The following is a 26,069-nucleotide window of genomic DNA, read 5'->3' as shown; positions in this document are numbered from 1 at the left end:
AATGGATATGGTAATAATCAGATTATAGAGAAGAGTTTGTGATTAAAAGGGAGAGGGATTATTATGTAATATTGAATTTTCATAATATAATAAATGTTATTGGCGCTAGAAGATTGAGAAGGGGATGAAGTATATGTCTGTATGTCATAAACATTCAGTAATAGGTGTGTTAGATTCGGGAGTTGGGGGATTAACAGTTGCGAGCGAAATTATAAGACAATTGCCTAAAGAGAGCATTTATTATATTGGTGATAATGAGCGTTGTCCGTATGGGCCAAGAAGTGTAGAAGAGGTACAATCTTTCGTATTTGAAATGGTTGAGTTCCTCAAACAGTTTCCGTTAAAAGCTCTAGTGGTAGCATGTAATACTGCTGCAGCTGCTGCATTGACTGATTTGCAAGAAGCACTTTCTATTCCAGTTATTGGCGTTATACATCCGGGAGCCAGAGCTGCAATTAAAGTGACGAAGAAAGGCAAAATCGGGGTAATTGGAACTGTAGGTACGATAAAATCTAATATGTACGAAAAAGCATTACACGAGCTTGATACATATTTGGAAGTGCATAGTCATGCATGCCCGACTTTAGCTACAGTTGTAGAAAATTACTTAGAAGATACAGCATATGTAACGGAGCAAGTGAAACAAGCTTTACTGCCATTAACGAAAGAAGATATAGATACGCTAATTCTTGGGTGTACACATTATCCACTGTTAGAGTCCTATATAAAAAAGGAGTTAGAGGCTGTGACGGTTATTAGTTCCGCAGAAGAAACAGCGATAGAGTTAAGCACAATTTTACAGCACAAAGGAATTCTGTCTGACAATCTTAATCCGAAACATCGATTTTTTACAACAGGCTCTGCCTTATCATTTGAACATATTGCTGAGAGATGGTTAGGGTATCAAATTTCTGTAGAATGTGTACATTTGCCCATGAAAAATGCACGTATGTATAATTAGGGTTTATTAAATTACTTTTTTAATAAAACAGGTTCGTTCCATAAGAAGGAAAGATTAAGCTTTTCATTGAAATGATTAAGGTCATTTCAATGAAAGGAGGGGTTTGATTATGGAATTATCAAGATCTCAATTATTTGCTTTACAGTATATTTCAAAATATGCAGAGAACGAAAAACGTGAGGCTAAAGCAACAATTAATCATATATTGAAAATGTCTAATATTACAGATGAAATGTTTGAAGAAGCTGTCATTCATTTAAAATCAAATGCGAGGATTGCTTTACACTTTCATCCAGACAGATTAGATTCGAATATGAAAAGTATCGCTGAAGCACTGTTTGAGCAAGGCATATATAAAAGTCAGTTTGAAACATTGCTATCTAATGGGAGTGTATCTGCTTATCCGGGTGGTGAGCGTGACCTTTGGGAACAGAGAATATTTGGAGGCGCATATCAATTGGAAGGCGTAACGAATAATGAACGGCCTAAATACGGGGCACTAAATGTAATGTTACATCCAGATGGGCCTGCCCCGCGTTTTGGATCATGTTATTTTCTCTTATCTCCAAAAGTTTCTTATCGCTCTACATATACGTATTTAGATTCGCATCAAGATCCAAAAGAAAAGGGTACTTATGAAGAGTTTGATATGATTTTAGCTGCACTTTTGGAAGAGACATTCGTAAGAGATTTTGCAATTGGTGAAGGGAATTTGACTCCAACAAGATTCATTCGTCATTTACTGGATAACCTCGAAAGGCCGTTTATAGATTTCGTAAACAAAGAGTCAGCCCGTAATCTTAATCATTATATTGAAGCACAGATTCATGGAGATATTTCTCTTAAAGAAGATGTGGAAGCACTTGTTGTAGATCCTTCATTTAAGGGTACGAATGTAGGTAGAACTTTAGAAGAAATTTGTTTGAAGTATTCTATTGATTTGTATTGGCACATGGGTTTTGTACTTACGGTGGATGAAGTTCCGATGGATTTTAGAGGTTCAAAAATGCCATCTTTAGCAAGACGCATTGCACGAAATAATTGTATCGATGCACATATAATCGGCTCTGCTGTAGTGGATTTGAAAAGGAATCCACTATCTTGGAGTGATCGCGGAACATATGAAGAGGTGCTTCAGGAATTAAAATTATTATGGCATGTTTTAGTTCGATTTGGAAAACCAAATCGGAATGTGAAATAAACACGCTATTGTCTTGGGAAGCATGTATATAAAGTGAAACTTTAATCAGTGGGGGATTCTTCATCCCCCACTGATTATCAGCCCTCACCAATCGGACTTTAATGGGCAGCCCGTCCACCACTTAAATTCTTTGCTTTCGCTGAATTTTGAGGTGGGGGTCTTACTGCCCATTAAAGTGAGATAAAAAGAAGCTGATCTAAAACTAGATCAGCTTCTACATATAAGATTAAACTAAGTTTAATACTGTTACTTTTTCACGTGTCATAGACTCAAGGCTCTTACGAATACCTTGTGCGCCCATACCTGAACCTTTTACACCGATGAATGGGAAGTGGTCAGGGCCGCGCTCTGTGCGTCCGTTAATTTGAACAGAACCAGTTTCGATTTTGTTAGCAATTGCAAATGCTTTGTTAATGTCTTTTGTGAAGACACTTGCTTGTAAGCCGAACTCTGATTTGTTAGCAATTTCAATTGCTTGCTCATCTGAAGAAACGCGGATGATCGGAAGGATTGGGCCGAATGGCTCTTCCCAAGCAACTTTCATTTCTTCTGTTACGTGATCGATTAATGTTGGGTAAATTAAGTTACGCTCACGTTTGTTACCGATAACAATTGTTGCACCTTTTTCTACAGCGTCGTCAACTAAACCTTGAACGAAGTCAGCAGACTTGTCGTCGATTAATGGAACGATTGTGCTATCTTGTTCTGGAGATCCAACTGATAGTTCAGCTACTTGCGCTTTTAATAAGCTAACAAGCTTGTCTGCTACGTTTTCGTGTACAAGTACACGTTTAATAGCTGTACAACGTTGACCAGAGTAAGAGAATGCACCGCTTACGATATGGTTTGCAGCATCTTGTAAGTCAGCATCTTCACGAACGATACCAGGGTCTTTACCACCAAGTTCTAATACAAGTGGAATCATTGAAGCTTTTTTCGCTAAATGTTTACCTGTGTTTGTACCACCTGTGAACGATACCATATTGATGCCTTCGTGCTCTACTAAGTAGTCACCAATGACAGAACCGCGTCCTGTCGCTACGTTTACAAGACCTTTTGGAAGGCCAGCTTTATGAAGTGCTTCAATCATTTTAATACCACTAATCGCACCTTGAGTTGCTGGTTTGAAAATAACAGCGTTACCCATAATTAATGCTGGTGCAAGTTTTGCAGCAGATAAGTTTACTGGGTAGTTAAACGGTGCGATTGCTAATATAACACCAAGTGGTGCGCGTTGGATGATCGCAAGTTTAGATTTTGTACCGCCTGGGAAGCTATCTCCCATCATGCTTTCTCCGTGCATATGTAAAGCTTCTTCGATCGTGTAACGAATGAAGTCAGCTGTACGAACAACTTCTTTCTTCGCATCTTTATATCCTTTACCGACTTCTTTCATAATGATATCGGCAATTTCATCTTGCATATTTACGAGCTCATCAGCCCATTTATATAAATATTTTGCGCGATCTTGTAGAGAAGCTTCTGCCCATGATTTTTGAGCTTCTTTTGCAGATGCAATTGCTTCATCTACTTCTCCGCGAGTAATTGCTTGTACTTGTCCAATTACTTCGTGTAAGTATGGAGATGGAATTTCGATTGTTTCTCCTGAAGAGCTTTCTCTCCATTCTCCGTTTAAATAAAATTTGTACGTATTGCTAGTTGTCATGATTAGTCCTCCTAAAATAGCAACTTGTAAGAGTGAGTATAAGGTGATTGTAGGTGGTTTGATAACATTTTTCAAATGAAATGTTTGTGAAAACGATTTCTTATTCTTTTTTTATTTTGTATGCCCTTTCTTACAGAACATTCTCTTATTTCAAAATGATGTAGCGTATATTTTCATTCGGCTTGCAAAAAAACAATTGACAGAATACTCAATAAAGTTGTAAGATTATAAATGGAAAATAAATGAAGGGGGTGTGCGTAATGATTGTAATCGTAAATGTAATGGGTTTAGCTCTGTTAAATGGCAGAAAACATTCATATCATTACGCAACCCGTACGGATATATAGGGCATCTTTGTCTTATAAAAAGCGTACGTTGCGTATATCGTAACGTACGCTTTTATGCATTCCTGTGCATATCGTCAAGCGACGGTATGCTTTTTTTTGTTTATTTTCCCTTGTTTAGTTCCGATAAAAACTTTGGAAGGTGGAAAAATGTGATGAGATTGTATGGGTTACGAAATGTAAATGTGATGGGTCTGGATAGCGGATAAAGAAATGAGAGGGAAACGAGAACGAGAAGGGAGAGGTTACATTGTTATCAGTATTACTAAAGTTAAAATGGTTTTTTAAAGAGCATTGGAAGAGATATAGTATCGCCATTGGAGCTCTTTTAATTGTAAATATAGTTGAAGTCATTCCCCCGAAAGTGTTAGGGGTTACGATTGATAACATAAAAACAGGAACGTTATCGAATGAAGCAATTATGCAATCTATTCTTATTTTAATAGGGGTTACGATCGTTGGATACGGTCTTACTTTCGTTTGGCAACATCAGCTGTTTGGTGGTGCATTCGTACTGGAGAAGACGATGCGCTCCAAATTTATGGGGCATTTACTTAAAATGACACCGACGTTTTATCAAAAAAATCGTACTGGTGATTTAATGGCGAGAGCGACAAATGATTTAAAAGCAATTGCTATGACAGCTGGTTTCGGTATATTAACGCTCGTGGATTCGAGCTTATATATGCTTACGATTGTCTTTATGATGGGATTTACAATTAGTTGGGAGCTTACATTTGCGGCACTTATCCCGCTTCCGATTATGGCGTATGCAATGAATATATATGGAAAGAAATTGCATGAAAGATTTACAGTTGCGCAAGATGCGTTCGGTGATATGAATGATAAAGTACTAGAATCGATCGCTGGTGTACGTGTGATTCGTGCATACGTACAAGAAAGTGCAGACGAGGAAAGATTTCATCATTTAGGAGATGACGTCTACGAAAAAAATATGAAGGTAGCTAAAATTGATGCGTTATTCCAGCCGACTGTGAAAATGCTTGTCGGTCTTAGTTATTTAATTGGTTTAGTGTATGGTGCGTATCTTGTATTTCAATCAAAGGTAACACTTGGCGAACTCGTTTCATTTAACGTGTATTTAGGTATGATGATTTGGCCGATGTTTGCAATTGGCGAATTAATTAATGTTATGCAACGAGGAAATGCTTCATTAGACCGTGTGAATGAAACGTTGGCGTATGAACCAGATGTAAAGGATCCGAAAAATCCAAAGCTTGTACAAGAGCCGGATTATATTCAGTTTGATGACGTTACCTTTTCATATCCTTCATCAACTGAAATAAATTTAAAAAAGGTTTCATTTACATTAAAACAAGGGGAAACGCTTGGGGTTGTCGGAAAAACAGGAAGCGGAAAAACGACGCTCGTCCGTCAGCTTCTTCGTCAATATCCGCTGGGAGATGGGGATATTGCAGTCTCTGATGTGACGCTAGATAAAATGACAAATGAAAATGTGCTTGGTTGGATTGGATATGTACCTCAGGAACATATTTTGTTCTCAAAAACAGCGAGGGAAAATATTTTATTCGGAAATAGGGAAGCGACGGAAGAAGAACTCGAGAAAGCGATTGAAATCGCGGCGTTTACAAAGGATTTAGAGTTTTTACCAGAAGGGTTAGAAACGCTCGTTGGAGAGAAGGGTGTTTCTTTATCAGGAGGGCAAAAACAAAGAATCTCGATTGCGCGAGCTGTAATTCAAAATCCGGAAATATTAATTTTGGACGATTCTTTATCAGCTGTTGATGCTCGTACGGAAGCAGCGATCATTGACAATATAAGAACAGAAAGAAGCGGAAAGACGACGATTATTACGACGCACCGTTTATCGGCTGTACAACATGCGGATTGGATTCTCGTTATGGATGACGGGCAAGTAATAGAAGAAGGTACGCATGATCAGCTTATTAAAAGCGGAGGCTGGTATGCGGAGCAGTTTGAAAGACAACAAGGGGAAAGTGAAAGTGCGGATAGTGGGGTGAAAATATGAGCGTTTCAAAACGATTGTTTCAATATGCGATGAAAGTGAAAGGTACGATTTTTGCAGCGATGTTAATGTTATTTATTTTCGTCATCGCAGAGCTTGCGGGTCCTTTCGTCGCGAAAACGATGATTGACGATCATATCGTTGGAATAGAGAAGCCTTGGTATGAAACAGAAAAGAGTGAAGAGGCTGTTTCGTATAATGGTGCCTTTTATAAGCGAAGCGATCGCTTCCAGGAAGGTGAGAAAAAAGGAGAAGAAGTACGCGTGATGCAAGTTGGTTTTCAATATTACTTTGTACCGAATAAAGTGAATATTGAGGGGTCACGTTCTGTAAAAGATGATATGATTACGGTTCAAAATGGTAAAGCGGTGCAAGTGTATAAAGCGAAAGCATTAACGAAAGAAGAAGTGTTTGCGTTTTATAAACCAGAAATAAACCGTCTATTATTACTTGGTGGTGGCTATTTCGCTTTATTAGTAGTCGTTTCATTATTTGCATATGGAAAGCAATTTTTCTTACAGAAGGCAGCGAACAAAATTATTCAAATTATGAGGGAAGATGTCTTTTCTCATATTCAAACGTTGCCGATTCGTTATTTCGATCATTTACCAGCAGGAAAAATTGTATCGCGTGTCACGAATGATACGGAAGCCATTCGTGATTTATATGTAACGGTACTTGCGACATTCGTCTCTAGTATCATTTATATTATCGGGATATTTGCGGCATTATTTTTACTCGATGTAAAATTGGCAACGATATGTTTACTTATTATCCCGATTTTAATCGTTTGGGCCATTCTTTATAGAAAGTATGCGTCTGTATACAATCATAAAATGCGTTCACGTTTATCTGATATTAACGGAACAGTGAATGAATCCATTCAAGGGATGCCAATTATTCAAGCGTTCCGTCAAGAGCATGAAACGAAGAAAGAGTTTGATGAATTAAATGGCGATTATTTTAAATATCAAAATAAAATTTTGAATTTAAATGCAGCAACTTCACATAACTTAGTAGGTGTATTAAGAAATATCGCTTTCACAGGTGTGATTTGGTATTTCGGTGGCGCTTCATTAAGTGCTACAGGCGTCATTTCTCTAGGGATACTGTATGCGTTCGTTGATTATTTAACACGATTGTTCTCACCGATTACAAATATGGTAAATCAGCTTGCTAACTTAGAACAATCGCGCGTTGCATCAGAACGTGTTTTTGAATTGTTAGAGGAAAAAGGGGAAGCAGTAGAAGAGGAACGTATACCTCGCTTACAAGGAAATGTGAAGTTTGATAATGTGTCGTTTTCTTATAATGGAAAAGATGAAGTGTTAAAAAATATTTCTTTTGAAGCGAAACAAGGCGAGACAGTAGCACTTGTCGGCCATACTGGATCAGGAAAAAGTTCCATTATGAATGTACTCTTTCAGTTTTATGAGTTTGAAAAAGGAAAGCTTACGATTGACGGACATGATGTAAAAGAGATGCCGAAACAAGCAACTCGTGAACATATGGGAATCGTACTGCAAGATCCGTTTTTATTTAGCGGGACAGTGGCGTCTAATGTTAGCTTAGAGAATGAAAACATTTCAAAAGATCGCATCGTAAAAGCATTGCGCGATGTTGGTGCGGAAAGATTTGCGAACAATATAAATGAAGAAATTACGGAGAAAGGAAGTACACTTTCAACCGGGGAACGTCAGCTTATATCGTTTGCTAGAGCACTTGCATTTGATCCAGCTATTTTAATTTTAGATGAAGCGACATCTAGTATTGATACAGAGACAGAAGCGATGATTCAACAGGCGCTAGAAGTCGTGAAAAAAGGGAGAACGACATTTATTATTGCCCACCGACTTTCTACAATTAAAAGCGCAGATCAAATTATTGTACTCGATAGAGGAACAATCTTGGAAAAAGGTTCTCATGATGAACTAATGAAAAAGCGCGGGCGTTATTACGATATGTATAAAACGCAAATGGAAGGAAACCAGAGCGCTTAATATGTACGGGGGAGAACTTGCGATTTTCGCAAGTTCTTTTTTTAGTGAATCAGGGCAGTTAAATAAGAAGTATTATTTTACCTTTCCTACAATAAATGCTATATTAAAAAATGTTACTTATTTTTTGTATGTAGCGTTATTTTTCCCTTTTGTTTGATTATGAAGAAAAAGGATAAACTAAATAAGAACATTTTCATTGAAAAATTGTTCAAGATTGCATACAATCAATATAGTTTTTAAATTCCTATCAGAATACTTGGAGGATTACAATCATGAAAAAATTATTTTCAGTACTTGCAGTAACTACATTAGCGATCGGGATTGTAGCGGGCTGCGGTAAAGAAGAGAAAAAAGATACAGCTAGTCAAGACGCGTTACAAAAGATTAAACAAAGCGGTGAACTTGTAATTGGTACAGAAGGTACATACCCACCATTTACGTTCCACGATTCAAGCAATAAATTAACTGGATTTGATGTTGAATTAGCAGAAGAAGTTTCAAAACGTTTAGGAGTAAAACCTGTATTTAAAGAAACACAATGGGATAGCTTACTTGCTGGTTTAGATGCAAAACGTTTCGACATGGTAGCGAATGAAGTTGGTATTCGTGAAGATCGTCAAAAGAAATATGACTTCTCTAGTCCATACGTTTCATCTTCAGCGGTATTAGTTATTGCAAAAGATAAAGATAAACCTGCTACATTTGCTGATGTAAAAGGATTAAAAGCAGCACAATCTTTAACAAGTAACTATGCAGATATTGCTAAGAAAAATGGTGCGGAAATTACGAATGTAGAAGGCTTTAGCCAAGCAGCAGAATTATTAAATACTGGCCGTGTTGATTTCACAATCAATGATAAATTATCAGTGTTAAACTATTTAGAAACGAAAAAAGATGCAAAAATTAAAATTGTAGATACAGAAAAAGAAGCGTCACAAAGTGGATTCTTATTCCGTAAAGGTAGCGACAAGCTAGTACAAGAAGTAAATAAAGCGTTAGAAGATATGAAAAAAGACGGTACGTACGATAAAATAGCGAAAAAATGGTTCGGTGAAAATGTATCTAAGTAGTGCATTGGTTTCAGATCGATTGTCTACTTGGATAGATATTATGCAGTCTTCCTTCATGCCTATGCTGAAGGAAGCTGTTCTTACGACAATTCCATTAACGCTTATTACATTTATTATCGGGATTATACTTGCGACGTTAACGGCGCTTGCACGTATTTCAGGTAGTCGTATTTTACAATGGATTGCTCGTATCTATGTATCTATCATTCGCGGAACGCCACTTCTTGTACAATTATTTATTATTTTCTATGGTCTTCCAACTCTTAATATTGAAGTTGAGCCATATACAGCAGCAGTTATTGGATTTTCATTAAATGTCGGTGCATATGCATCTGAAATTATTCGTGCTTCTATCCTTTCTATTCCGAAAGGGCAGTGGGAAGCAGCTTACACAATTGGAATGACGTATCCGCAAGCGTTAAAACGCGTTATTTTACCGCAAGCGACGCGCGTATCCATTCCGCCGCTTTCGAACACGTTTATTAGTTTAGTGAAAGATACTTCATTAGCATCGTTAATTTTAGTAACAGAAATGTTCCGAAAAGCGCAGGAAATTGCGGCAATGAACTATGAGTTTTTAATTGTTTATTTCGAAGCAGGTCTTATTTATTGGGTTATTTGTTTCTTATTATCAATCGTACAACAGATGTTAGAAAAGCGTTCAGAACGCTACACATTAAAATAATCCTTTTACAAAAGGAGTTTTTGTTTTTATGATCTCAATTCAGCACTTACAAAAAAGTTTCGGAGATAATACCGTACTAAAGCATATAGATTTATCAGTTGAGAAGGGGGAAGTTGTTGTTATTATCGGGCCATCTGGATCTGGTAAAACGACATTCTTACGTTGTCTCAACGTGTTAGAAACGCCGAACGCTGGTAGTATTCGCATCGGTAATAAAGAACTCGACTTCTCTCAAAAAGTAACGAAGAAAGATATTGTCAATCTTCGTACGCAAACAGGTATGGTATTCCAGCACCATAACTTATTTCCGCATTTAACAGCACTTCAAAATGTAATGGAAGGGCTCGTTACAGTGAAAAAGATGGGGAAAGAAGAAGCGAAGAAGAAAGCAAACTATTTCCTTGAAAAAGTTGGTCTTGCGGATAAAGTAGACTTATATCCGTTCCAACTATCGGGCGGACAACAACAGCGCGTTGGAATTGCTCGCGCGCTTGCGATGGAGCCGGAAGTGTTACTATTTGATGAGCCGACGTCAGCACTTGATCCTGAACTCGTTCAAGAAGTTCTGAAAGTAATGAAGGAACTTGCTAAAGAAGGTATGACGATGGTGATTGTAACGCACGAAATGCGCTTTGCACATCAAATTGCAAACCGCGTTATTTTCATGGATGGCGGTGTCGTTGTCGAACAAGGTACACCAGAAGAAGTGTTTACAAATCCAAAAGAAGAACGTACGAAGAAGTTTTTACAAATGTTGCAATAAATTAAGGAAGGTCTCAAGGCATATGCCTTGAGACCTTTTTGCCATATATATTTATTTGTGGAATCCGCCAAGGCTTTGCTCAGCCATTGCAACTAGACGTTTTGTAATTTCGCCACCAACAGAACCGTTAGCACGAGCCGTAGAATCTGCTCCTAATTGTACACCAAATTCTTGAGCGATTTCGTACTTCATTTGGTCGATTGCAGCTGTTGCTCCTGGTACTACTAATTGATTTGAAGAATTTTGGTTTGCCATAGGAATATATCCTCCTTAGAGTTATAAAAATTTTTTTTGGTTGGACTAGCTGGAGTTGAACCAGATTATCGCCCCGTTTGGCGCTAATCCATCGGTAATTAAGTTTGTACTCATAGTATGGATGTTACCTAGAAAGATATACGAAATAATAATTTGTAAATTTTGTAAAAAATCTTAGTGATTTCGTAAATTATGAAATAAGAGTAATCGTTGTATTTTTTAGAAAGAAGGTAAAACTAAGAGCGATTTGAAATATGTTTTTTGTATCCCGCTATTGTGGGACAAATCATTTTATAGCTCTATTTTGAATAGGAGCGGGACAAAATGCTCCTATGCACGGCTAGATGCTCTCTTTAATCAGCTTATAAATGATAATGCATGGAGGAATCATGATGGGAATTTGCCCGCTTTGCAACGCATTAGAATCACAAACATATTCTTGTCAAAATTGCCAAAGTATACTCCAAGATTACGGGAAAACTGTAGATTACATAGACGATTATAGTGCGTATATGGACCAAGAGTTATTAAGTGCAGTAGATGGATTAACAAATAATAATTCAAATGAATACTGTAATCATATTTTTTATTGCGGAGTATGTAATGTGGAAACAGAGATTGTAGTAAAACTTGTGTAAATAGAAAACTTCCACCTTATGAATGAGGTGGAAGTTTTTGTTTTCGTATTTGTGAGTGAATCATAGGGGACGGGATATGCTTGGTAGTTGAGGAAGCTTCTGATTTTATTTGAGACATTTTTTCTTTTGCATCGCGTAAAGAATGTTCAGTTAAGTAGATGGCATATTCGTAAAATAATTGGCGCGTTAGTTCACTTTGTTCTTTTAATTTGGCGTCTTGGAATACAGTTCGCCCAGGTTTAGAGTTTGCTTCAAAGAGCCACGGGTTTTCCTGTGTGTCTAAACCGATATCAAAACCGATTTCTCCAATATTTCCGGTTACTTGTTCATCGAGTGCATAACTAATTTGTAAAGCTGTATGTTTTAACTTATTTTCAATTTGAACTTGTTTCGTTGAATCGGGAAAAAGTTCTTGCAGTAATTTCGTATCACCACCGCTATTTACATGCGTTGTTAAGCTACCTTTGCCAGCAATTTTTGCGACGATTGCACTGACCATCCATTGGCCGAAATGATTTTTATTTGTATGAATGCGAAAATCAACAGGTTGCCCATCAAAGCGAAGTAAGGAAATACCTTGTTGTACGATAAATTTTTTTAAATCATGTCCTTTTAACACATGATTTAGAAGTGTTTCTAATGATTGATACTTTCTTAGTTTGTTTTCTTCATTTTCTCGATAACGACAGTAATAGCAATTTTCTGCTTGAGAATAAAATAGTTGATGAATATTTCTACCGAAGCTGCCGTGAATCGGTTTCATGTAAATCGATTTATACGTACCGAGAAATCGTTCTACTTGTTCGAAGTGCTGAAATGTTTCTGTGTTTGGTAATAACGGCATGATTGATTCGTCTTTCATAAGAAGTTGATGCACTTCCCACTTATTAAAAAATCCTGGATTAAACCATGGAATCGCATAGTCATGCTCTAATTTTCTTTTTGCTCTTACGATTGGCTTATAATTTTCGGCTTTCCGATTTGGTAAGCGGTCGTAAATGACATTCGGAAAAGGTACTTTTTTCTTTATCCATTGTTCCTCTTGAAAGAAATATCCTTCAATTGTTTCATTTTCCCAGTCTATATGTTGCACACCAAAAACGAATACAAATGGTCGCAAAGCGAATGGGGGCGTGAGTAACTCGCCAAGAGAAGTTGAGCGGTTCCCTAAAGGATTAGAAGAATCATCGTTAAAACCAGTTGTGAAAATCCCGATTAATGGTCCGAAAATAATCGTTTCATTTTGCGTGAATGCATGGATAGTAGTGGAATGAGGAAGTAAAAGTTTCTCTGCAATTTGTTGTCCAATAATGATTTCACGAGTAAAGGAATAATGAATTTTTACATTTTCACTTGCAACATGGCGTATACCGAAGGAAAGGGATGTAATGGGTGGTGTAATGGAAAATATATAAGGTAAAGTAATACTGTTTGGATGCTCATCTGAAATGTTTAATGTATATATGTGCTCTTTCAAAATGGTGTTACCTCCTTTCATTATGGTGTAAAGCGACTAAATTTTAGTGGTCCGTGATATATTTTCTCGGCTAATGAATCACTATGACGAATGTAATGTTCGTACGGGGGAATCGTGTTGACATACATAAGCCAAATGGCCCCTTTTTGATCCATAATGGTGGAAAGCTCTAGCTCGAATAAAGAAGAATAAGATTGATCTAATGTTTGAAACACTTCATTTATAATGTCTTGTAAAGCGTCTTGTAATAATTGTACACCGGTACTAGATAATACGTATTTAATTTTTGAAAATGAATGTAGCGAAGAATCATCCGTTACCGAAAATAAAAGTTGATCCGGAAATGAGCTTTTTTGTATAAATTGACCGATAACGTTCCAATTCTGTTCTTTATTTTTTTGTAAAATGGTCCGAATATGGAGCGGGTATGTTAATTGATTTGGTGGTTGCAGCATTGTATGGGTAATATAACATGCTGATCGTATGTTACGTTTGTACCAAGATATAAATTCATCGGTCCGCTTCATTTGAGCAGAATTATGATAGGCGTCATTGATTGTATCGATATGGAACGTTTTATTTTTATAAGCGACCCGGTACAGACTTTCATTGGAATGTGTGTTAGTAGGACGTATAATAATATCTTTTGTTTTTAATAACAGTTTGAAAACGTTTTGTATCGTCGCTATTTCAAATTTTGGTATATAAGGAGATAATTTTTTGTTCGTGAGAAATACATCATGTAGTTCGCTTAAGTCAATGAGTGTGTTATTTAAAAAGGTAGTGGTAGGACGGTTGTGTAATGAGTGAATAATTGATTTTGCTTTTTCGAAGTTTGTTTCTTCGTTAAAAGAAGAACGATCATATATATAAGAAGGAATAGGGAATATTTGCTCTTTCCATTTTCCTGTATCAGTATCATAAATCAGACCAGAAATAAGATCTGTTTTAGGATCAATACTAAATGGCGTAAACTGGGCAACGACATTATGATAAAGCCGAGCGCGTTTAGCGATTTCGGTGTAATACGTTTGCTCATAATGGGGGTGAGAAGTTAAAATACCGAGAACCAACGAAATCACTCCTTTACTAACAAAATGTTGGCACAATAGGCGAAGCTATATATTGCAAATACGTTTTTATACCATTATACTTTTGTCCGTATGATGATATGCTATAGTTTTGGAGAAGTGAAAGGTTGATTGTAATGAATATATGGTTAAGTATGTTAACGACGACAGGGCTCGGAGCGATTATTGGAGGATTTACAAATCATTTAGCGATAAAAATGTTATTTCGTCCTCACCGTCCTATTTATATTGGGAAATTTCAAGTTCCATTTACACCAGGATTAATTCCGAAGCGCCGCGATGAGCTTGCGGTTCAATTAGGAAAAATGGTTGTGGAGCATTTGTTAACGCCAGAAGGAATCGGAAAGAAGTTAGCGAATGAAGAGTTTCAAAAAAGTTTAATACACTGGGCACAAGTAGAAGTGGACAAAGTAATGATGAATGAACAATCACTGCGACAAATGTTAGAACAATGGGATGTAGCGCATGTAGAAAAAGAAGCGATCGAGAAAATTGAACATGTGATTACAGAAAAGATTGAGATGTTTTTAGAAGAGTACTATACATATACATGGGAACAAGCTTTACCTCATTCTGTTCACGAGAAAATAGAGAATGTGATTCCAAATGTTTCGGCATTTATTTTAGGGCGAGCAACTCAGTTTTTTGAGAGTGAAGAAGGGAAAGCACGTCTTTCAAAAATGATTGATGATTTCTTTGCTTCTAGGGGAACGCTACTTAACTTAGTCGGAATGTTTTTAGGGAATGTAAGTGTAGTGGATCGTGTGCAGCCAGAAGTCATTAAGTTTTTAGGGCAAGAAGTTACGAAACAGCTTTTAACTGAAGTATTGCAAAAAGAGTGGGAAAAGTTAAAAGGAAGAGATGTAAAAGAAGTAGAAACGTTTGTAGAAAAAGAAATGATTGTAAGCTCCATATTGTCTGCAGTTAAAGTGGAGGAAACAGTAAGTAAATTTTTAAATCAATCTGTGCAGCAAGTATGTGAGCCAGTTCGAGAAACAATTATGGAAAAGGTAGTTCCAAGTGCAGTAACGAAAGGCTTAAAGTGGGGAACAGAAAACGTAGCGAGTATACTAAATAATCTCCACTTGGCTGAAATTGTCCAGCAAGAAGTATCCACATTTTCAACGGAGAGACTAGAGGATTTAGTGCTGTCCATTACAAAAAATGAACTAAAAATGATTACGTATTTAGGGGCATTATTAGGCGGAATGATTGGACTCGTGCAAGGATTATTACTGCTGTTTCTTAAATAATAAGGTAAGTACATAGAAATAAAAGTGAAATTTCTTCACATCTCTTGCATAGTTTGATATGGTAAGAAGAGGTGCGTATGTAAACGCACTGAAAAGGCAGTGCGCATGACAAGTGCTAGCCTTCTAAAGGAGGAAAAATAAAATGACAAAAAACATTCATGATGTTGCATATGAATTACAAAAAGCAATCGCTGAAAACGAAGATTTCCAAACATTAAAAGCAAGCTACGCAGCAGTACAAGGTGACGCAGCTTCAAAGAACTTATTCGATGAGTTCCGCACAATGCAACTTGGCTTACAACAAAAAATGATGCAAGGTCAAGAAATCACTGAAGAAGATAACCAAAAAGCACAAGAAGTTGTAGCTCGCATTCAACAAGATGCTAAAATCACAAAGTTAATGGAAACTGAGCAACGCCTAAACATTGTTATCACTGACGTTAACAAAATTATCATGAAGCCACTTGAAGATTTATATAACGCGCAACAACAAGCGTAATGAGAGAAGACGCCCCTAGGATGGGGCGTCTTTTTTGTTTGTTATTTGTGGAAATACTCCGTTTCAATATTCTTCGCCTTCAAAAATGTTTCAATTTCTTTTTGCTTCCTACCATTCACTTTCTCAAAGCGTTTTGTAAAAGAAAAATCAGTTTTGAATAAGTTACCATCTTGAGCGAGTTTGTCTAATTCTTGCTCTAGTTCTACTGAAAGTACCGTAGACGATGAAATGTAATCATGAATTTCCTTTGAAGGCTGTTTGTAATCATCAGGAATCGTATTGTTACTAATAAAATTAAGGAAGTTCGCATCGTTTTGTTGCGCTAAATCTACTAGTTGTTTTAATTTCTCCCGATCGGATTCCGTGACTTCTTCGTCAGACATGGCTGATGAAAGTGGAACGATGTTTTCGTCTAACTCTCCGCTATAATCTAAATATGTTTTTATATTTTGTTTTATTTCGTCTTCGTTAATCGCTTCATTCTTTTTTGAGGAAGTGAATATAGTTTCTGGAATTTTAACCGTAACATCTTTAATAGATTGTACATCGTTTTCTTCTTTAGGTTGCGCACTGTTTGAACAAGCTGATAGCAATAAAAATGTAAGTAATATGAGTGGGTATAAAATATACTTTTTCATCTTAATCTCCTTTTGCATTAGTATCTTTGTAAAATAGCTACATTCCATTTCAAGTACTTAACTAAAGCTGCGTATAGATGTTTAATCATTTGATAACATATGACGGATATGAGTAAACCGCTGCAAAAAGCGATGAACACATTATAAACATCAGAATAACTGATTTGATGAAACCCTTTGAAAAATCCTAATCCTATTAATAAAATAGGTGAAATGATTAATAATGGAGTGGCAATGATAAGTGCTAGAATAATCGGTAATAAAAAGAGTAGTACGAAAAAGGCGATAATGATAAAGGCAAAGTTTAAAACACTTAAGCTCATAACAGAAAATAGTGCAGTTATTATATTTTTGAAGCTTCGTTTCTTGTCAGCATTGCTTATTGCATAGGAAACAGTAAGTTCTTTCCCGATCGTTTTAGGATTTCCTAGTTTTCTAGCAATTTCTTCTTCACATTTCCCATCCTGCTTACCACTGATAAAATGAGTTTCATACTCTGAAATAATATCTTTCTTTTCTACATTGGGCATATTCTGCAGGGAAGAACTAAGTTGTTCCAAAAATTCACTTTTGTTCATAACAATCACTTTCCTTTATAGAATGATGAATTACAGCTGAGAATGCTATCTTTTGAAAAGGGGATACGAATTATAAAGCACATTCCAATTAATGGTTATTCCAATATTTACAAATATATCATTTACTAGTGTTCTTTGCAAGGTACTGTGAAGTTTTTAATACTATGATGAGATGGAAGTTTTTGTTCATTTTTAGAGGAGATGTAAAAATATTATTTTAGGATAAGTAAAGGGTTGTAAGCGCATTCCTTATTGTTTGTCAAAATACTGTCAAATTCATATTCTTGGAAAAATAATGCATTTGTACTATAATGATAAATAATACTTCACCACGTTAATTAACTAGGTGAAATTAAAAAATCTTTATTACACACATTATGAAATAAAGGAATGATTAGTTTGAGTACAGATGTAAAAGCAAACGACGTGAAGACAAAAACAAAAGGAGCAGATCTTGTTGTTGATTGTTTAATTAAACAAGGTGTTACACATGTTTTCGGTATTCCAGGAGCGAAGATTGACTCTGTATTTGATGTACTGCAAGAAAGAGGACCAGAGTTAATTGTTTGTCGTCATGAACAAAACGCAGCATTTATGGCAGCTGCTATTGGTAGATTAACAGGGAAACCGGGCGTATGTCTTGTAACTTCAGGGCCAGGGACATCAAATTTAGCGACAGGTCTTGTTACTGCGAATGCGGAGAGTGATCCCGTTGTTGCTTTAGCTGGTGCAGTTCCGCGTACAGATCGATTAAAACGTACGCATCAATCTATGGATAATGCTGCACTATTCGAACCAATCACAAAATATAGCGTAGAAGTAGAGCATCCTGATAATGTGCCAGAAGCATTATCAAATGCATTCCGAAGTGCAACTTCTACAAATCCAGGAGCTACTTTAGTAAGTTTACCGCAAGACGTTATGACTGCAGAAACGACTGTAGAGTCTATCGGTGCGCTTTCTAAGCCACAGCTTGGAATCGCTCCCACAAATGATATTACATATGTAGTAGAAAAAATAAAAGCAGCGAAATTACCAGTTATTTTACTCGGTATGAGAGCGAGCACAAATGAAGTGACGAAAGCTGTTCGTAAATTAATTGCGGATACAGAACTTCCTGTCGTTGAAACATATCAAGCAGCTGGTGCCATTTCACGTGAGTTAGAAGATCATTTCTTCGGCCGTGTTGGACTATTCCGTAACCAACCAGGTGATATTTTACTAGAAGAGGCAGATCTTGTTATTTCTATCGGTTATGATCCAATCGAGTATGATCCAAAGTTCTGGAATAAACTTGGCGACAGAACAATTATTCATCTTGACGACCATCAAGCAGATATCGACCATGATTACCAACCAGAGCGTGAATTAATTGGTGATATTGCCTTAACGGTAAATAGCATCGCGGAGAAATTACCGAAACTTGTATTAAGTACGAAATCAGAAGCGGTATTAGAACGATTACGTGCGAAATTATCAGAACAAGCAGAAGTTCCAAATCGTCCTTCAGAAGGTGTTACGCATCCACTTCAAGTGATTCGTACACTTCGTTCTTTAATTAGTGACGACACAACCGTTACATGTGACATCGGTTCCCATTCTATTTGGATGGCGAGATGTTTCCGTTCTTATGAACCACGTAGATTATTATTTAGTAACGGCATGCAAACGTTAGGTGTTGCACTTCCTTGGGCAATTGCTGCTACTTTAGTAGAACCAGGTAAAAAAGTAGTTTCCGTATCAGGTGACGGTGGTTTCTTATTCTCAGCGATGGAGTTAGAAACGGCGGTACGTTTAAATTCTCCAATCGTCCATCTTGTTTGGAGAGACGGCACATATGATATGGTTGCATTCCAACAAATGATGAAATACGGCAGAACATCAGCTACAGAGTTTGGCGATGTTGATCTTGTGAAATATGCGGAAAGTTTCGGGGCGTTAGGTCTTCGTGTTAACACGCCTGATGAATTAGAAGGTGTATTAAAAGAGGCACTAGCAGCAGACGGTCCTGTCATTATTGATATTCCAATCGACTACCGTGATAACATTAAATTAAGCGAAAAATTATTACCAAACCAATTAAACTAATGGAGGCAGATTTGAGATGACTGTTGCGCAATTAATCGATATTGATGCAAAAAAAACGAAAATGAGCAATGAAGTATATCAAACATCTACAATGCTTGCGCTATTAGATGGTATATATGATGGTGTGATTAGCTTTGAGGAACTAAAGGAACGTGGTGATTTCGGCATCGGCACATTTGATCAATTAGATGGTGAAATGATTGCATTTGATAACGAATTTTATCATTTACGTTCAGACGGTTCAGCAGAAAAAGTAGAGCCAGAAGAAACAACACCGTTTGCGACGGTAACTTTTTTTGAAAAAGAAATGAGTTATACAGTAGAGCGTCCGATGAATCGTGAAGAAGTTGAGGCATTATTACATGAATTAATGCCAAGTAAAAACTTATTTTACGCGATTCGAATGGACGGTACATTCCGTGAAGTAAGAACGAGAACTGTTCCAAGACAAGAAAAACCGTATACACCGCTCGTTGAAGTGACGAAATCACAGCCAATCTTTTCGTTTAAAGAGACAAAAGGTACGCTTGCTGGATTTTGGACGCCAGATTATGCGCAAGGCATTGGTGTAGCTGGTTTCCACTTACATTATATTGATGATGAAAGAAGCGGGGGCGGGCACGTTTTCGATTATGTTATAGAAAACTGTACGATCCAAATTTGTCAAAAAGCTCATATGCATTTAGCGCTTCCAGAAACAGCTGATTTTATGGCGGCTGAATTATCTAGAGAAAATTTAGAGGATAATATTGCGACTGCGGAAGGTGCGGAGTAAAAAGGGAAGCCGATTCGGCTTCCCTTTTATTCTTGATTAATCCCGATATGCGGAACAATGTTCATCAGAAATGAAATAGTTCTCTTTACCAGTTAAGGCTGATACTTCTACCAATTGATGCCCAAGCCCATCCCATACTGTAACAGTATGTAAGGAGGACCATTCAATATTCCCACGAGCGAGTCGGAAAGAATAATAGTCGTTATTTGTTGTTACTAAAACTTTGTTATAAATAATATTTTTCGTTTTTTTATTTTGCAAAATAAGAACAAAGTCTAGTTTATCTTCATCTTTTGGAATTTGTAGTATTCTCGCTACAAACATTCCATTTGGGTTTTTCTTCGTTTTATAGACTTTTTCTGACTCTATTTTTTGTTCAGGTTTGCCCCTCATAGTCTCTCCCTTTACATATGTTTATTTCTTTGAAACGAACGGATGACCCTCATAATAAAAACGCCACGGATAATGTACAGCTTCTTCCGCATAGTCGATGTTAATACGAGGTCCTGCTGTTATTTTATATTGTGATGATATGTGTTCTTCTTCTGGGACGAGTTCAATATGTAATGTATCACTTTGTAAGGATACGCCTCGTTCTTCTAAAGTAATTCCGAGGGCACGGCATAGTTTGCCAGGGCCGTTCGTTACATTTTTATACTGCGCTTTTGTAATGTCGGTTTTGTTGTAGCGCGCTAGTTTTATTTCTTCTATTCCATCTACCGGCTCAAGGGCTCGAATGAGAACACCTTGTGGGGTGCCAACTGGCGCTGTAATGACGTTAAAACAATGATACATACCATAAATCAAATATACGTAAGCATGTCCCGGTGCGCCAAACATGACTTCTGTACGATCCGTTCGTCTGCCGCCGTAACTATGCGCGGCTTTATCATCCGGACCTTTATATGCTTCTACTTCTACAATGATTCCGCTTCGTTTTACTCCGTCTACAATATGTACAAGTTTTTGTCCGAGTAATTTCTTTGCGACTTCTAACGTATCGCCTTCATAAAAGGAAGGTGGTGCCTGCATTGTACTATCTCCTTTGTTAAGTGTATATGTATATAGTAAACCAAATTTTCAGTAGTAATTCTAACTCGTTCTATTTGCTACATTTATTTCATAAATTATGGATAGAGTACAACAGCGAAGAGGGGGAGTGCGACATGATTTATCGCTTACTAGCTCTTAATATAGATGGGACACTACTATACAACAACGGAAAAATTGCAAAAGGATTACGAGAAACGATTGAATTTGTGAAAAGAAAAGATGTATACGTTACATTATTTACGAGCCGTAATTTTCAGTCTGCTCATAAAGTAGCAAAGGCGCTAAAATTAGATTCTATATTAGTGACACATGGCGGTGCTTTCGTTTCAGCGACGTTAGATAAGCCGTACGCTCAAAGAAGATTATCGGAAGAGAAGACGTTTAACATTGTGCAAGTGTTAGAGCACTTCGATTGTAACGTCCGCATTTCTCATGAACGGTTTTCAATCGGAAATCGTGAGAGAAATACACCGAACTTAATTGCGCGTACTGTATTATCAAGCGCAGATCCATTATTTTATCCAGTTCAATTTGTAGACTCGTTAGGCGATGCGCTTCGTGATCATCCAGTAGCGGCGCCAAAAATTGATGTTATTTTCCAAACGAAAGGTGAAAAAGAACGAGGGCTCCATACATTAAGAAAAGCGTTCCAAGATTTAGAGTATGTTGAGTGTGATTCAAAACGAATAGAAATTTTGCCGCAAAATGTATCAAAATTACGTGGATTACAATTGCTTGGAGAGCATTTAAATATTTCGCTAAACGAAATGGTTGCGATTGGAGATAGTTTAGAAGATCTAGAAGTAATTGAAAATGTAGGACTCGGGGTAGCGATGGGGAATTCGCCTGTAGAGTTAAAACAAGCAGCTGACTGGATTACACGTTCAAATAGTGAGAACGGTGTAGAGTATATGATTAAAGAACATTTCCGTAAGCAATTTCCACTTCCGTTTTTGAAGAATCATAAAAATACGCCGAAACGATGAAAGAAAAACGTAGCTTTTTGGCTACGTTTTTTATTCGTTTTATTTTAGGAATGAAAGCGTTTCATGAAGGTGAATTGTGTCTGAAATCTATACAATTCACTTGAATCCTTTAGAAAACTGTTGTAAAGTGGATGATGTTGCCAAGATAGTTACACCACATGAAATATTCTCCAGGTTAATTTTATTGAGATCCCATACGTAAAAAACACTTCGCATGTTAGTTTCGTTCACGTAGTATTTCAAAAATGAATTGTAGTAATGTTATTAATTTGTTCTAGATTTTCTTTGGTTTATTTAAATGGATTATTTTAAGTTAATGTGAGTAAGGGTTGATACATATGAAATGTGCTTCATTTCGTAAATTTAGAAATTATAAAAGGGGGAATGAATTTTTTGAGGAAATCATTTAATCAAAAAATAAAAAAATTAAGTAGTAGTTTTATAGTTGTGTTACTAGTATGTATGAATTTTTTAATCCATTTACCGTATAAAGCAGAGGCAGCTACAACAGAATTAAAAGGTTTAGGTGATGTATCTTATTACAATGCAATCATTTTTGGAGATCATAGTGCAACGAGTGCGGATATTGAGGGTGCGATGGCTGTTCAAAAAAATATGAATGCATCAAGTTATACAGTCGTAGCGGCTGCAACTGGAGCGAATAATTTAGCTGGAGCGAAATGGGTAGATGAAGGATATCCGTCATTATTACTAGGTGGCCAATTTACGAAAGCGGGAGCAGGACAAGTAATTATCCAAGATGGAACAGTGGCTATGACAAAAGATGGTGACCCAGAAGGTGCAATGAAATCATCATATGACCGTATCTCGTATAAAGAGCAAGCGGAGATTGATGCTAAATTTAAAGAGTTTAGAAAAGACGTTAATAGTGTAATTGAGGATGCGGGTCAATTACATACTGATAAACCAAAACCGGGTATAACTTTTGGAATCGGTGAAGATGTAAATAATTCTAATATTTATGTCTCTTCAGGATTAGAAGGGCAAGAACCATTCAATGTAAAGGATGTTTATCTTCCAAATGTAAATAACAAAGATTTTATTGTTATTCATTCAGATGCAGAAGAAGTTAATTTTGGTGGCGGTGCAATCCTGTATGATACGACAGATAAGGGCGGGTTCACATTAGTTAATACCTCTCAAGCATATGACCCTAATTCCTTCTTCACTGAGTTAGCTAGTAAAGTCATTTGGGTGTTCCCTAATGCTAAAAAGATAACAACTAAAGGATATGGTGTAGTAGGAAGTGTATTTGCACCTAATGCAGTTGTAGAGACAAAGGGTGGTTCAATTAATGGACAAGCCTTTGTTGGTGGATTACACCAAAGAGATGGATTTGAGGTTCATAATTTTAAATTTAACTGGCCAAAGTGGAAAAAGCCGGCAGCTGAAAAAGGAAATTTACAAATTAAAAAAGTTGATGAAGACAATGAAAACATTGTTTTAAAAGACGCAAAATTTGATGTTATAGACAAAGATAATCATGTTGTGGCTACTGTTACAACAAACGAAAAGGGTATTGCGGAAGTTAAAGATTTACCATTTGGTGATTATTTTGTAAAAGAAATTAGTGCACCAGAGGGATATATAAAAGTTGATACACCAGCAAAAGTAACAATTGATAATACAAACATAATTGAATTTGTTATGAAGAATACGAAAAAAGTAGAAGATGGTCAATTTAAATTATTGAAAAAAGATAGTGAATCTGGTCAACTTTTACCAGGTGCAAAATTTGATGTTATAGATAAAGATGGGAACGTTGTCGAAACAATTATTACAGATGGTAAAGGTGAAGCTTTATCAAAACAACTTCCAGTTGGAACATATACATTAAAAGAAGTTGAAGCACCAAAAGGTTACGAACTATCATCTAGTTTAGTTCATGTTGATGTAGCTGCTAATAATATAGTGACTGTAGATGTGTTGAATAAAAAAATCGTTGAAAAAGTAACAGGTCAATTTGAAATCGTAAAAGTAGATGCAGAAGATAAAACGAAAGTATTGTCAGACGCAGAATTTGAAGTGTACAAAGATGGTAAAAAAGTAGAGACGTTACGAACAGATAAAACTGGTAAAGTAATCTCTCAGAAATTAGAGCCAGGAACATACACATTAAAAGAAACGAAAGCACCGCAAGGATATACAGTATTAAAAGAAGAAATTGAAGTCGTTGTGGAAGCAAACAAAGTAGTAGAAGTACAAGTAGAAAATGCAAAAGAACTAGGAAGCTTACAAGTAATCAAAAAGGATGCAGAGAGTGGAAAAGTTCTAGAAGGCGCAGAATTTAGACTAAAGAACGAAAATGGTCAAGTAGTTGGAGAAGCGAAAACAACGAATAAAGACGGTGTAGTAAAATTCGAAAACTTAGTACCAGGTAAGTATACGTTAGAAGAAACGAAAGCGCCGGAAGGTTATAAAGCAGTAGAAGTAACAGTCGAAGTAAACGTAGTAGCAAATGAAGTAGTAAAACAAGAAGTTATGAATGAAAAAGTAACAGGTCAATTTGAAATTGTAAAAGTAGATGCGAATGATAAAGCGAAAGTATTATCAGATGCAGAATTTACAGTATATAAAGATGGTAAAAAGGTAGCGGAACTGAAAACAGATGAGAGTGGAAAAGTGATGTCACCAAAATTACCATTAGGTGAATATACAGTGAAAGAAACGAAAGCACCAGAAGGTTACAAGCTTTCAAATAAAGAATGGAAAGTAACAATACAAAACGAGAAAGAAGTAGTAAAAGTAGAGGCGGAAAACGAAAGAATCTTAGGTTCTCTACAAATTATTAAGACGGATGATAAAGATCAAGCGAAACGTTTAGCAGGCGCAGAATTCACATTGAAAGATACGCAAGGGAAAGTTGTAAAAGAAGGAATTACAACAGATAAGTCTGGAATTGTTAAAGTAGATGGACTAGTGCCTGGTGAATATACGTTAGAAGAAACAAAAGCGCCAGAAGGTTATGAGTTAACAAAACAAGTAATTCATGTAACAGTTGATGGTGAAAAAGTTATTGATGTAAAAGTAACGAATAGTAAGAGCCTTGGTCAATTCGAAATCGTAAAAGTAGATGCAAACGATAAAACGAAAGTATTATCAGATGCAGAATTTGAAGTGTACAAAGATGGTAAAAAAGTAGAGACGTTACGAACAGATAAAAATGGTAAAGTAACCTCTCAGAAATTAGAACCAGGAACATACACATTAAAAGAAACGAAAGCACCACAAGGATATAAGTTGTTAAAAGAAGAAATTGAAGTCGTTGTGGAAGCAAACAAAGTAGTACAAGTACAAGTAGAAAACGCAAAAGAACTAGGAAGCTTACAAGTAATCAAAAAGGATGCAGAGAGTGGAAAAGTTCTAGAAGGTGCAGAATTTAAGTTAAAGAATGAAACTGGTCAAGTAGTTGGAGAAGCGAAAACAACGAATAAAGACGGTGTAGTAACATTCGAAAACTTAGTGCCAGGAAAGTATACGTTAGAAGAAACGAAAGCGCCAGAAGGCTATAAAGCGTTAGAAGTGACGGTAGAAGTAAATGTTGTTGCAAATACAGTAGTAAAACAAGAAGTATTAAATGAAAAAGTGAAAGAAAAGATTAAAGGTCAAGTAGAAATTACAAAGGTAGATGCTAATGATAAAGATAAAAAATTAGCGGGCGCAGTGTTTGAAATTTTGAAAGATGGAGCAAAAATAGACACATTAACATCAGATGAAAATGGTAAAGCAACTTCGAAAGAATTAGAGCCAGGAGATTATGTTTTAAAAGAAGTTCAAGCGCCAGAAGGTTATGAGTTATCTGGTAAGGAAATTGAATTTACGATTTCTAATCAAAAAATTGAAGTAGTAAAACTTCAAATTACAAATGAAAAAGAAACAAGCAAAGGTCCAGAGAATCCAGGTGGAGAAACAGAAACGCCAGGTGGAGAAACAGAAACACCGGGTGGAGAGACAGAAACGCCAGGTGGAGAGACAGAAACGCCAGGTGGAGAGACAGAAACGCCAGGTGGAGAGACAGA

General features: G+C 36.5%; 22 protein-coding genes. 14 read left to right on the top strand and 8 right to left on the bottom strand.

Annotation, left to right across the window (positions count from 1 at the left end):
- Window positions 1-133: 133 nt before the first annotated feature.
- A complete protein-coding gene (racE, locus tag AC3WVA_RS22580) occupies window positions 134-961 on the top strand; it encodes a glutamate racemase (protein ID WP_341013814.1) in 828 nt (275 codons plus the stop codon).
- A 109-nt stretch (window positions 962-1,070) separates the two neighbouring features.
- Entirely contained in the window at window positions 1,071-2,162 is a 1,092-nt protein-coding gene (locus tag AC3WVA_RS22575) for a DUF3626 domain-containing protein (protein WP_492322191.1), read from the top strand.
- A gap of 226 nt (window positions 2,163-2,388) precedes the next feature.
- Here the strand turns inward: AC3WVA_RS22575 and gapN are convergent, their stop codons facing one another.
- Window positions 2,389-3,828, bottom strand: coding sequence for an NADP-dependent glyceraldehyde-3-phosphate dehydrogenase (gapN, locus tag AC3WVA_RS22570; RefSeq protein ID WP_417902693.1), 1,440 nt, complete (start codon window positions 3,826-3,828; stop codon window positions 2,389-2,391).
- A 594-nt stretch (window positions 3,829-4,422) separates the two neighbouring features.
- Between gapN and AC3WVA_RS22565 the strand changes: the two genes are divergently transcribed.
- The 5 genes from AC3WVA_RS22565 (at window position 4,423) to AC3WVA_RS22545 (ending at window position 10,698) form a co-directional block, all read left to right on the top strand.
- Entirely contained in the window at window positions 4,423-6,183 is a 1,761-nt protein-coding gene (locus AC3WVA_RS22565; RefSeq protein WP_071759248.1) for an ABC transporter ATP-binding protein, read from the top strand.
- Window positions 6,180-8,180 carry an ABC transporter ATP-binding protein gene (locus tag AC3WVA_RS22560; RefSeq protein ID WP_098520016.1) on the top strand — a complete coding sequence of 667 codons (2,001 nt, stop codon included), beginning with the start codon at window positions 6,180-6,182 and terminating at the stop codon, window positions 8,178-8,180. The genes AC3WVA_RS22565 and AC3WVA_RS22560 overlap by 4 nt, the downstream gene beginning before the upstream one ends.
- Before the next feature lie 272 nt (window positions 8,181-8,452).
- Window positions 8,453-9,250 carry an amino acid ABC transporter substrate-binding protein gene (locus tag AC3WVA_RS22555; protein WP_000732853.1) on the top strand — a complete coding sequence of 266 codons (798 nt, stop codon included), beginning with the start codon at window positions 8,453-8,455 and terminating at the stop codon, window positions 9,248-9,250.
- Window positions 9,237-9,935 carry an amino acid ABC transporter permease gene (locus tag AC3WVA_RS22550; RefSeq protein WP_071759246.1) on the top strand — a complete coding sequence of 233 codons (699 nt, stop codon included), beginning with the start codon at window positions 9,237-9,239 and terminating at the stop codon, window positions 9,933-9,935. The genes AC3WVA_RS22555 and AC3WVA_RS22550 overlap by 14 nt, the downstream gene beginning before the upstream one ends.
- A 28-nt stretch (window positions 9,936-9,963) precedes the next feature.
- Window positions 9,964-10,698 carry an amino acid ABC transporter ATP-binding protein gene (locus AC3WVA_RS22545; protein WP_001970173.1) on the top strand — a complete coding sequence of 245 codons (735 nt, stop codon included), beginning with the start codon at window positions 9,964-9,966 and terminating at the stop codon, window positions 10,696-10,698.
- A gap of 51 nt (window positions 10,699-10,749) precedes the next feature.
- Here AC3WVA_RS22545 and sasP read toward each other — a convergent pair whose 3' ends face one another.
- Window positions 10,750-10,953: a small acid-soluble spore protein, SasP family gene (sasP, locus tag AC3WVA_RS22540; protein ID WP_000013338.1), complete on the bottom strand. Its 204-nt coding sequence runs from the start codon at window positions 10,951-10,953 to the stop codon at window positions 10,750-10,752.
- Between the two features lie 392 nt (window positions 10,954-11,345).
- On the opposite strand from sasP, the gene AC3WVA_RS22535 reads away from it, so the two are divergent.
- Window positions 11,346-11,591 carry a hypothetical protein gene (locus tag AC3WVA_RS22535; RefSeq protein WP_048525095.1) on the top strand — a complete coding sequence of 82 codons (246 nt, stop codon included), beginning with the start codon at window positions 11,346-11,348 and terminating at the stop codon, window positions 11,589-11,591.
- A gap of 16 nt (window positions 11,592-11,607) precedes the next feature.
- Here the strand turns inward: AC3WVA_RS22535 and AC3WVA_RS22530 are convergent, their stop codons facing one another.
- Together AC3WVA_RS22530 and AC3WVA_RS22525 are read right to left on the bottom strand one after the other, a co-directional pair.
- Window positions 11,608-13,068, bottom strand: coding sequence for a YheC/YheD family endospore coat-associated protein (locus AC3WVA_RS22530; RefSeq protein WP_098346364.1), 1,461 nt, complete (start codon window positions 13,066-13,068; stop codon window positions 11,608-11,610).
- A gap of 20 nt (window positions 13,069-13,088) precedes the next feature.
- Window positions 13,089-14,141 (bottom strand): YheC/YheD family protein, encoded by a 1,053-nt coding sequence (locus tag AC3WVA_RS22525; protein ID WP_098346363.1) that lies wholly within the window; start codon window positions 14,139-14,141, stop codon window positions 13,089-13,091.
- A gap of 134 nt (window positions 14,142-14,275) precedes the next feature.
- Between AC3WVA_RS22525 and AC3WVA_RS22520 the strand changes: the two genes are divergently transcribed.
- Both AC3WVA_RS22520 and AC3WVA_RS22515 read left to right on the top strand, forming a co-directional pair.
- On the top strand, window positions 14,276-15,412 hold the full coding sequence (locus AC3WVA_RS22520; protein ID WP_142342046.1) for a DUF445 family protein: 1,137 nt from the start codon (window positions 14,276-14,278) through the stop codon (window positions 15,410-15,412).
- A 142-nt stretch (window positions 15,413-15,554) separates the two neighbouring features.
- A complete protein-coding gene (locus tag AC3WVA_RS22515; protein WP_048525099.1) occupies window positions 15,555-15,911 on the top strand; it encodes a YlbF/YmcA family competence regulator in 357 nt (118 codons plus the stop codon).
- Window positions 15,912-15,952: 41 nt separating this feature from the next.
- On the opposite strand, the gene AC3WVA_RS22510 is transcribed toward AC3WVA_RS22515, so the two are convergent.
- Complete coding sequence (locus AC3WVA_RS22510) at window positions 15,953-16,549, bottom strand: NDxxF motif lipoprotein (RefSeq protein WP_098881389.1); 597 nt, start codon at window positions 16,547-16,549, stop codon at window positions 15,953-15,955.
- A gap of 17 nt (window positions 16,550-16,566) precedes the next feature.
- Window positions 16,567-17,127, bottom strand: coding sequence for an HAAS signaling domain-containing protein (locus tag AC3WVA_RS22505; RefSeq protein ID WP_098520012.1), 561 nt, complete (start codon window positions 17,125-17,127; stop codon window positions 16,567-16,569).
- A 399-nt stretch (window positions 17,128-17,526) separates the two neighbouring features.
- Between AC3WVA_RS22505 and alsS the strand changes: the two genes are divergently transcribed.
- Together alsS and alsD are read left to right on the top strand one after the other, a co-directional pair.
- Window positions 17,527-19,215, top strand: coding sequence for an acetolactate synthase AlsS (alsS, locus tag AC3WVA_RS22500; RefSeq protein WP_098520011.1), 1,689 nt, complete (start codon window positions 17,527-17,529; stop codon window positions 19,213-19,215).
- Window positions 19,216-19,231: 16 nt separating this feature from the next.
- On the top strand, window positions 19,232-19,990 hold the full coding sequence (gene alsD, locus AC3WVA_RS22495; RefSeq protein WP_098881390.1) for an alpha-acetolactate decarboxylase: 759 nt from the start codon (window positions 19,232-19,234) through the stop codon (window positions 19,988-19,990).
- Between the two features lie 36 nt (window positions 19,991-20,026).
- Here the strand turns inward: alsD and AC3WVA_RS22490 are convergent, their stop codons facing one another.
- Window positions 20,027-20,383 (bottom strand): hypothetical protein, encoded by a 357-nt coding sequence (locus AC3WVA_RS22490; protein ID WP_071759238.1) that lies wholly within the window; start codon window positions 20,381-20,383, stop codon window positions 20,027-20,029.
- A gap of 21 nt (window positions 20,384-20,404) precedes the next feature.
- Window positions 20,405-21,022: a DNA-3-methyladenine glycosylase gene (locus AC3WVA_RS22485; protein WP_098346357.1), complete on the bottom strand. Its 618-nt coding sequence runs from the start codon at window positions 21,020-21,022 to the stop codon at window positions 20,405-20,407.
- 134 nt (window positions 21,023-21,156) lie between these two features.
- Between AC3WVA_RS22485 and AC3WVA_RS22480 the strand changes: the two genes are divergently transcribed.
- Both AC3WVA_RS22480 and AC3WVA_RS22475 read left to right on the top strand, forming a co-directional pair.
- Window positions 21,157-22,029, top strand: coding sequence for a Cof-type HAD-IIB family hydrolase (locus AC3WVA_RS22480; protein WP_048525106.1), 873 nt, complete (start codon window positions 21,157-21,159; stop codon window positions 22,027-22,029).
- A gap of 393 nt (window positions 22,030-22,422) precedes the next feature.
- Window positions 22,423-26,069 (top strand): MSCRAMM family protein (locus AC3WVA_RS22475; protein ID WP_492322190.1); only part of this gene is annotated, 3,647 nt, incomplete at its 3' end.

This window comes from Bacillus sp. EB106-04-02-XG92, assembly GCF_058791995.1.
This window is presented reverse-complemented; position numbering and strand designations above follow the sequence as displayed.

Bases quoted from the DNA above. Each gene is read 5' to 3' on its own strand.
- AC3WVA_RS22490 (WP_071759238.1), bottom strand. From the start codon at position 20,383: ATGAGGGGCAAACCTGAACAAAAAATAGAGTCAGAAAAAGTCTATAAA.
- AC3WVA_RS22485 (WP_098346357.1), bottom strand. From the start codon at position 21,022: ATGCAGGCACCACCTTCCTTTTATGAAGGCGATACGTTAGAAGTCGCA.
- AC3WVA_RS22480 (WP_048525106.1), top strand. From the start codon at position 21,157: ATGATTTATCGCTTACTAGCTCTTAATATAGATGGGACACTACTATAC.
- AC3WVA_RS22520 (WP_142342046.1), top strand. From the start codon at position 14,276: ATGAATATATGGTTAAGTATGTTAACGACGACAGGGCTCGGAGCGATT.
- AC3WVA_RS22515 (WP_048525099.1), top strand. From the start codon at position 15,555: ATGACAAAAAACATTCATGATGTTGCATATGAATTACAAAAAGCAATC.
- AC3WVA_RS22550 (WP_071759246.1), top strand. From the start codon at position 9,237: ATGTATCTAAGTAGTGCATTGGTTTCAGATCGATTGTCTACTTGGATA.
- AC3WVA_RS22545 (WP_001970173.1), top strand. From the start codon at position 9,964: ATGATCTCAATTCAGCACTTACAAAAAAGTTTCGGAGATAATACCGTA.
- AC3WVA_RS22555 (WP_000732853.1), top strand. From the start codon at position 8,453: ATGAAAAAATTATTTTCAGTACTTGCAGTAACTACATTAGCGATCGGG.
- AC3WVA_RS22575 (WP_492322191.1), top strand. From the start codon at position 1,071: ATGGAATTATCAAGATCTCAATTATTTGCTTTACAGTATATTTCAAAA.
- gapN (WP_417902693.1), bottom strand. From the start codon at position 3,828: ATGACAACTAGCAATACGTACAAATTTTATTTAAACGGAGAATGGAGA.
- alsD (WP_098881390.1), top strand. From the start codon at position 19,232: ATGACTGTTGCGCAATTAATCGATATTGATGCAAAAAAAACGAAAATG.
- AC3WVA_RS22535 (WP_048525095.1), top strand. From the start codon at position 11,346: ATGGGAATTTGCCCGCTTTGCAACGCATTAGAATCACAAACATATTCT.
- AC3WVA_RS22510 (WP_098881389.1), bottom strand. From the start codon at position 16,549: ATGAAAAAGTATATTTTATACCCACTCATATTACTTACATTTTTATTG.
- sasP (WP_000013338.1), bottom strand. From the start codon at position 10,953: ATGGCAAACCAAAATTCTTCAAATCAATTAGTAGTACCAGGAGCAACA.
- racE (WP_341013814.1), top strand. From the start codon at position 134: ATGTCTGTATGTCATAAACATTCAGTAATAGGTGTGTTAGATTCGGGA.
- AC3WVA_RS22560 (WP_098520016.1), top strand. From the start codon at position 6,180: ATGAGCGTTTCAAAACGATTGTTTCAATATGCGATGAAAGTGAAAGGT.
- AC3WVA_RS22505 (WP_098520012.1), bottom strand. From the start codon at position 17,127: ATGAACAAAAGTGAATTTTTGGAACAACTTAGTTCTTCCCTGCAGAAT.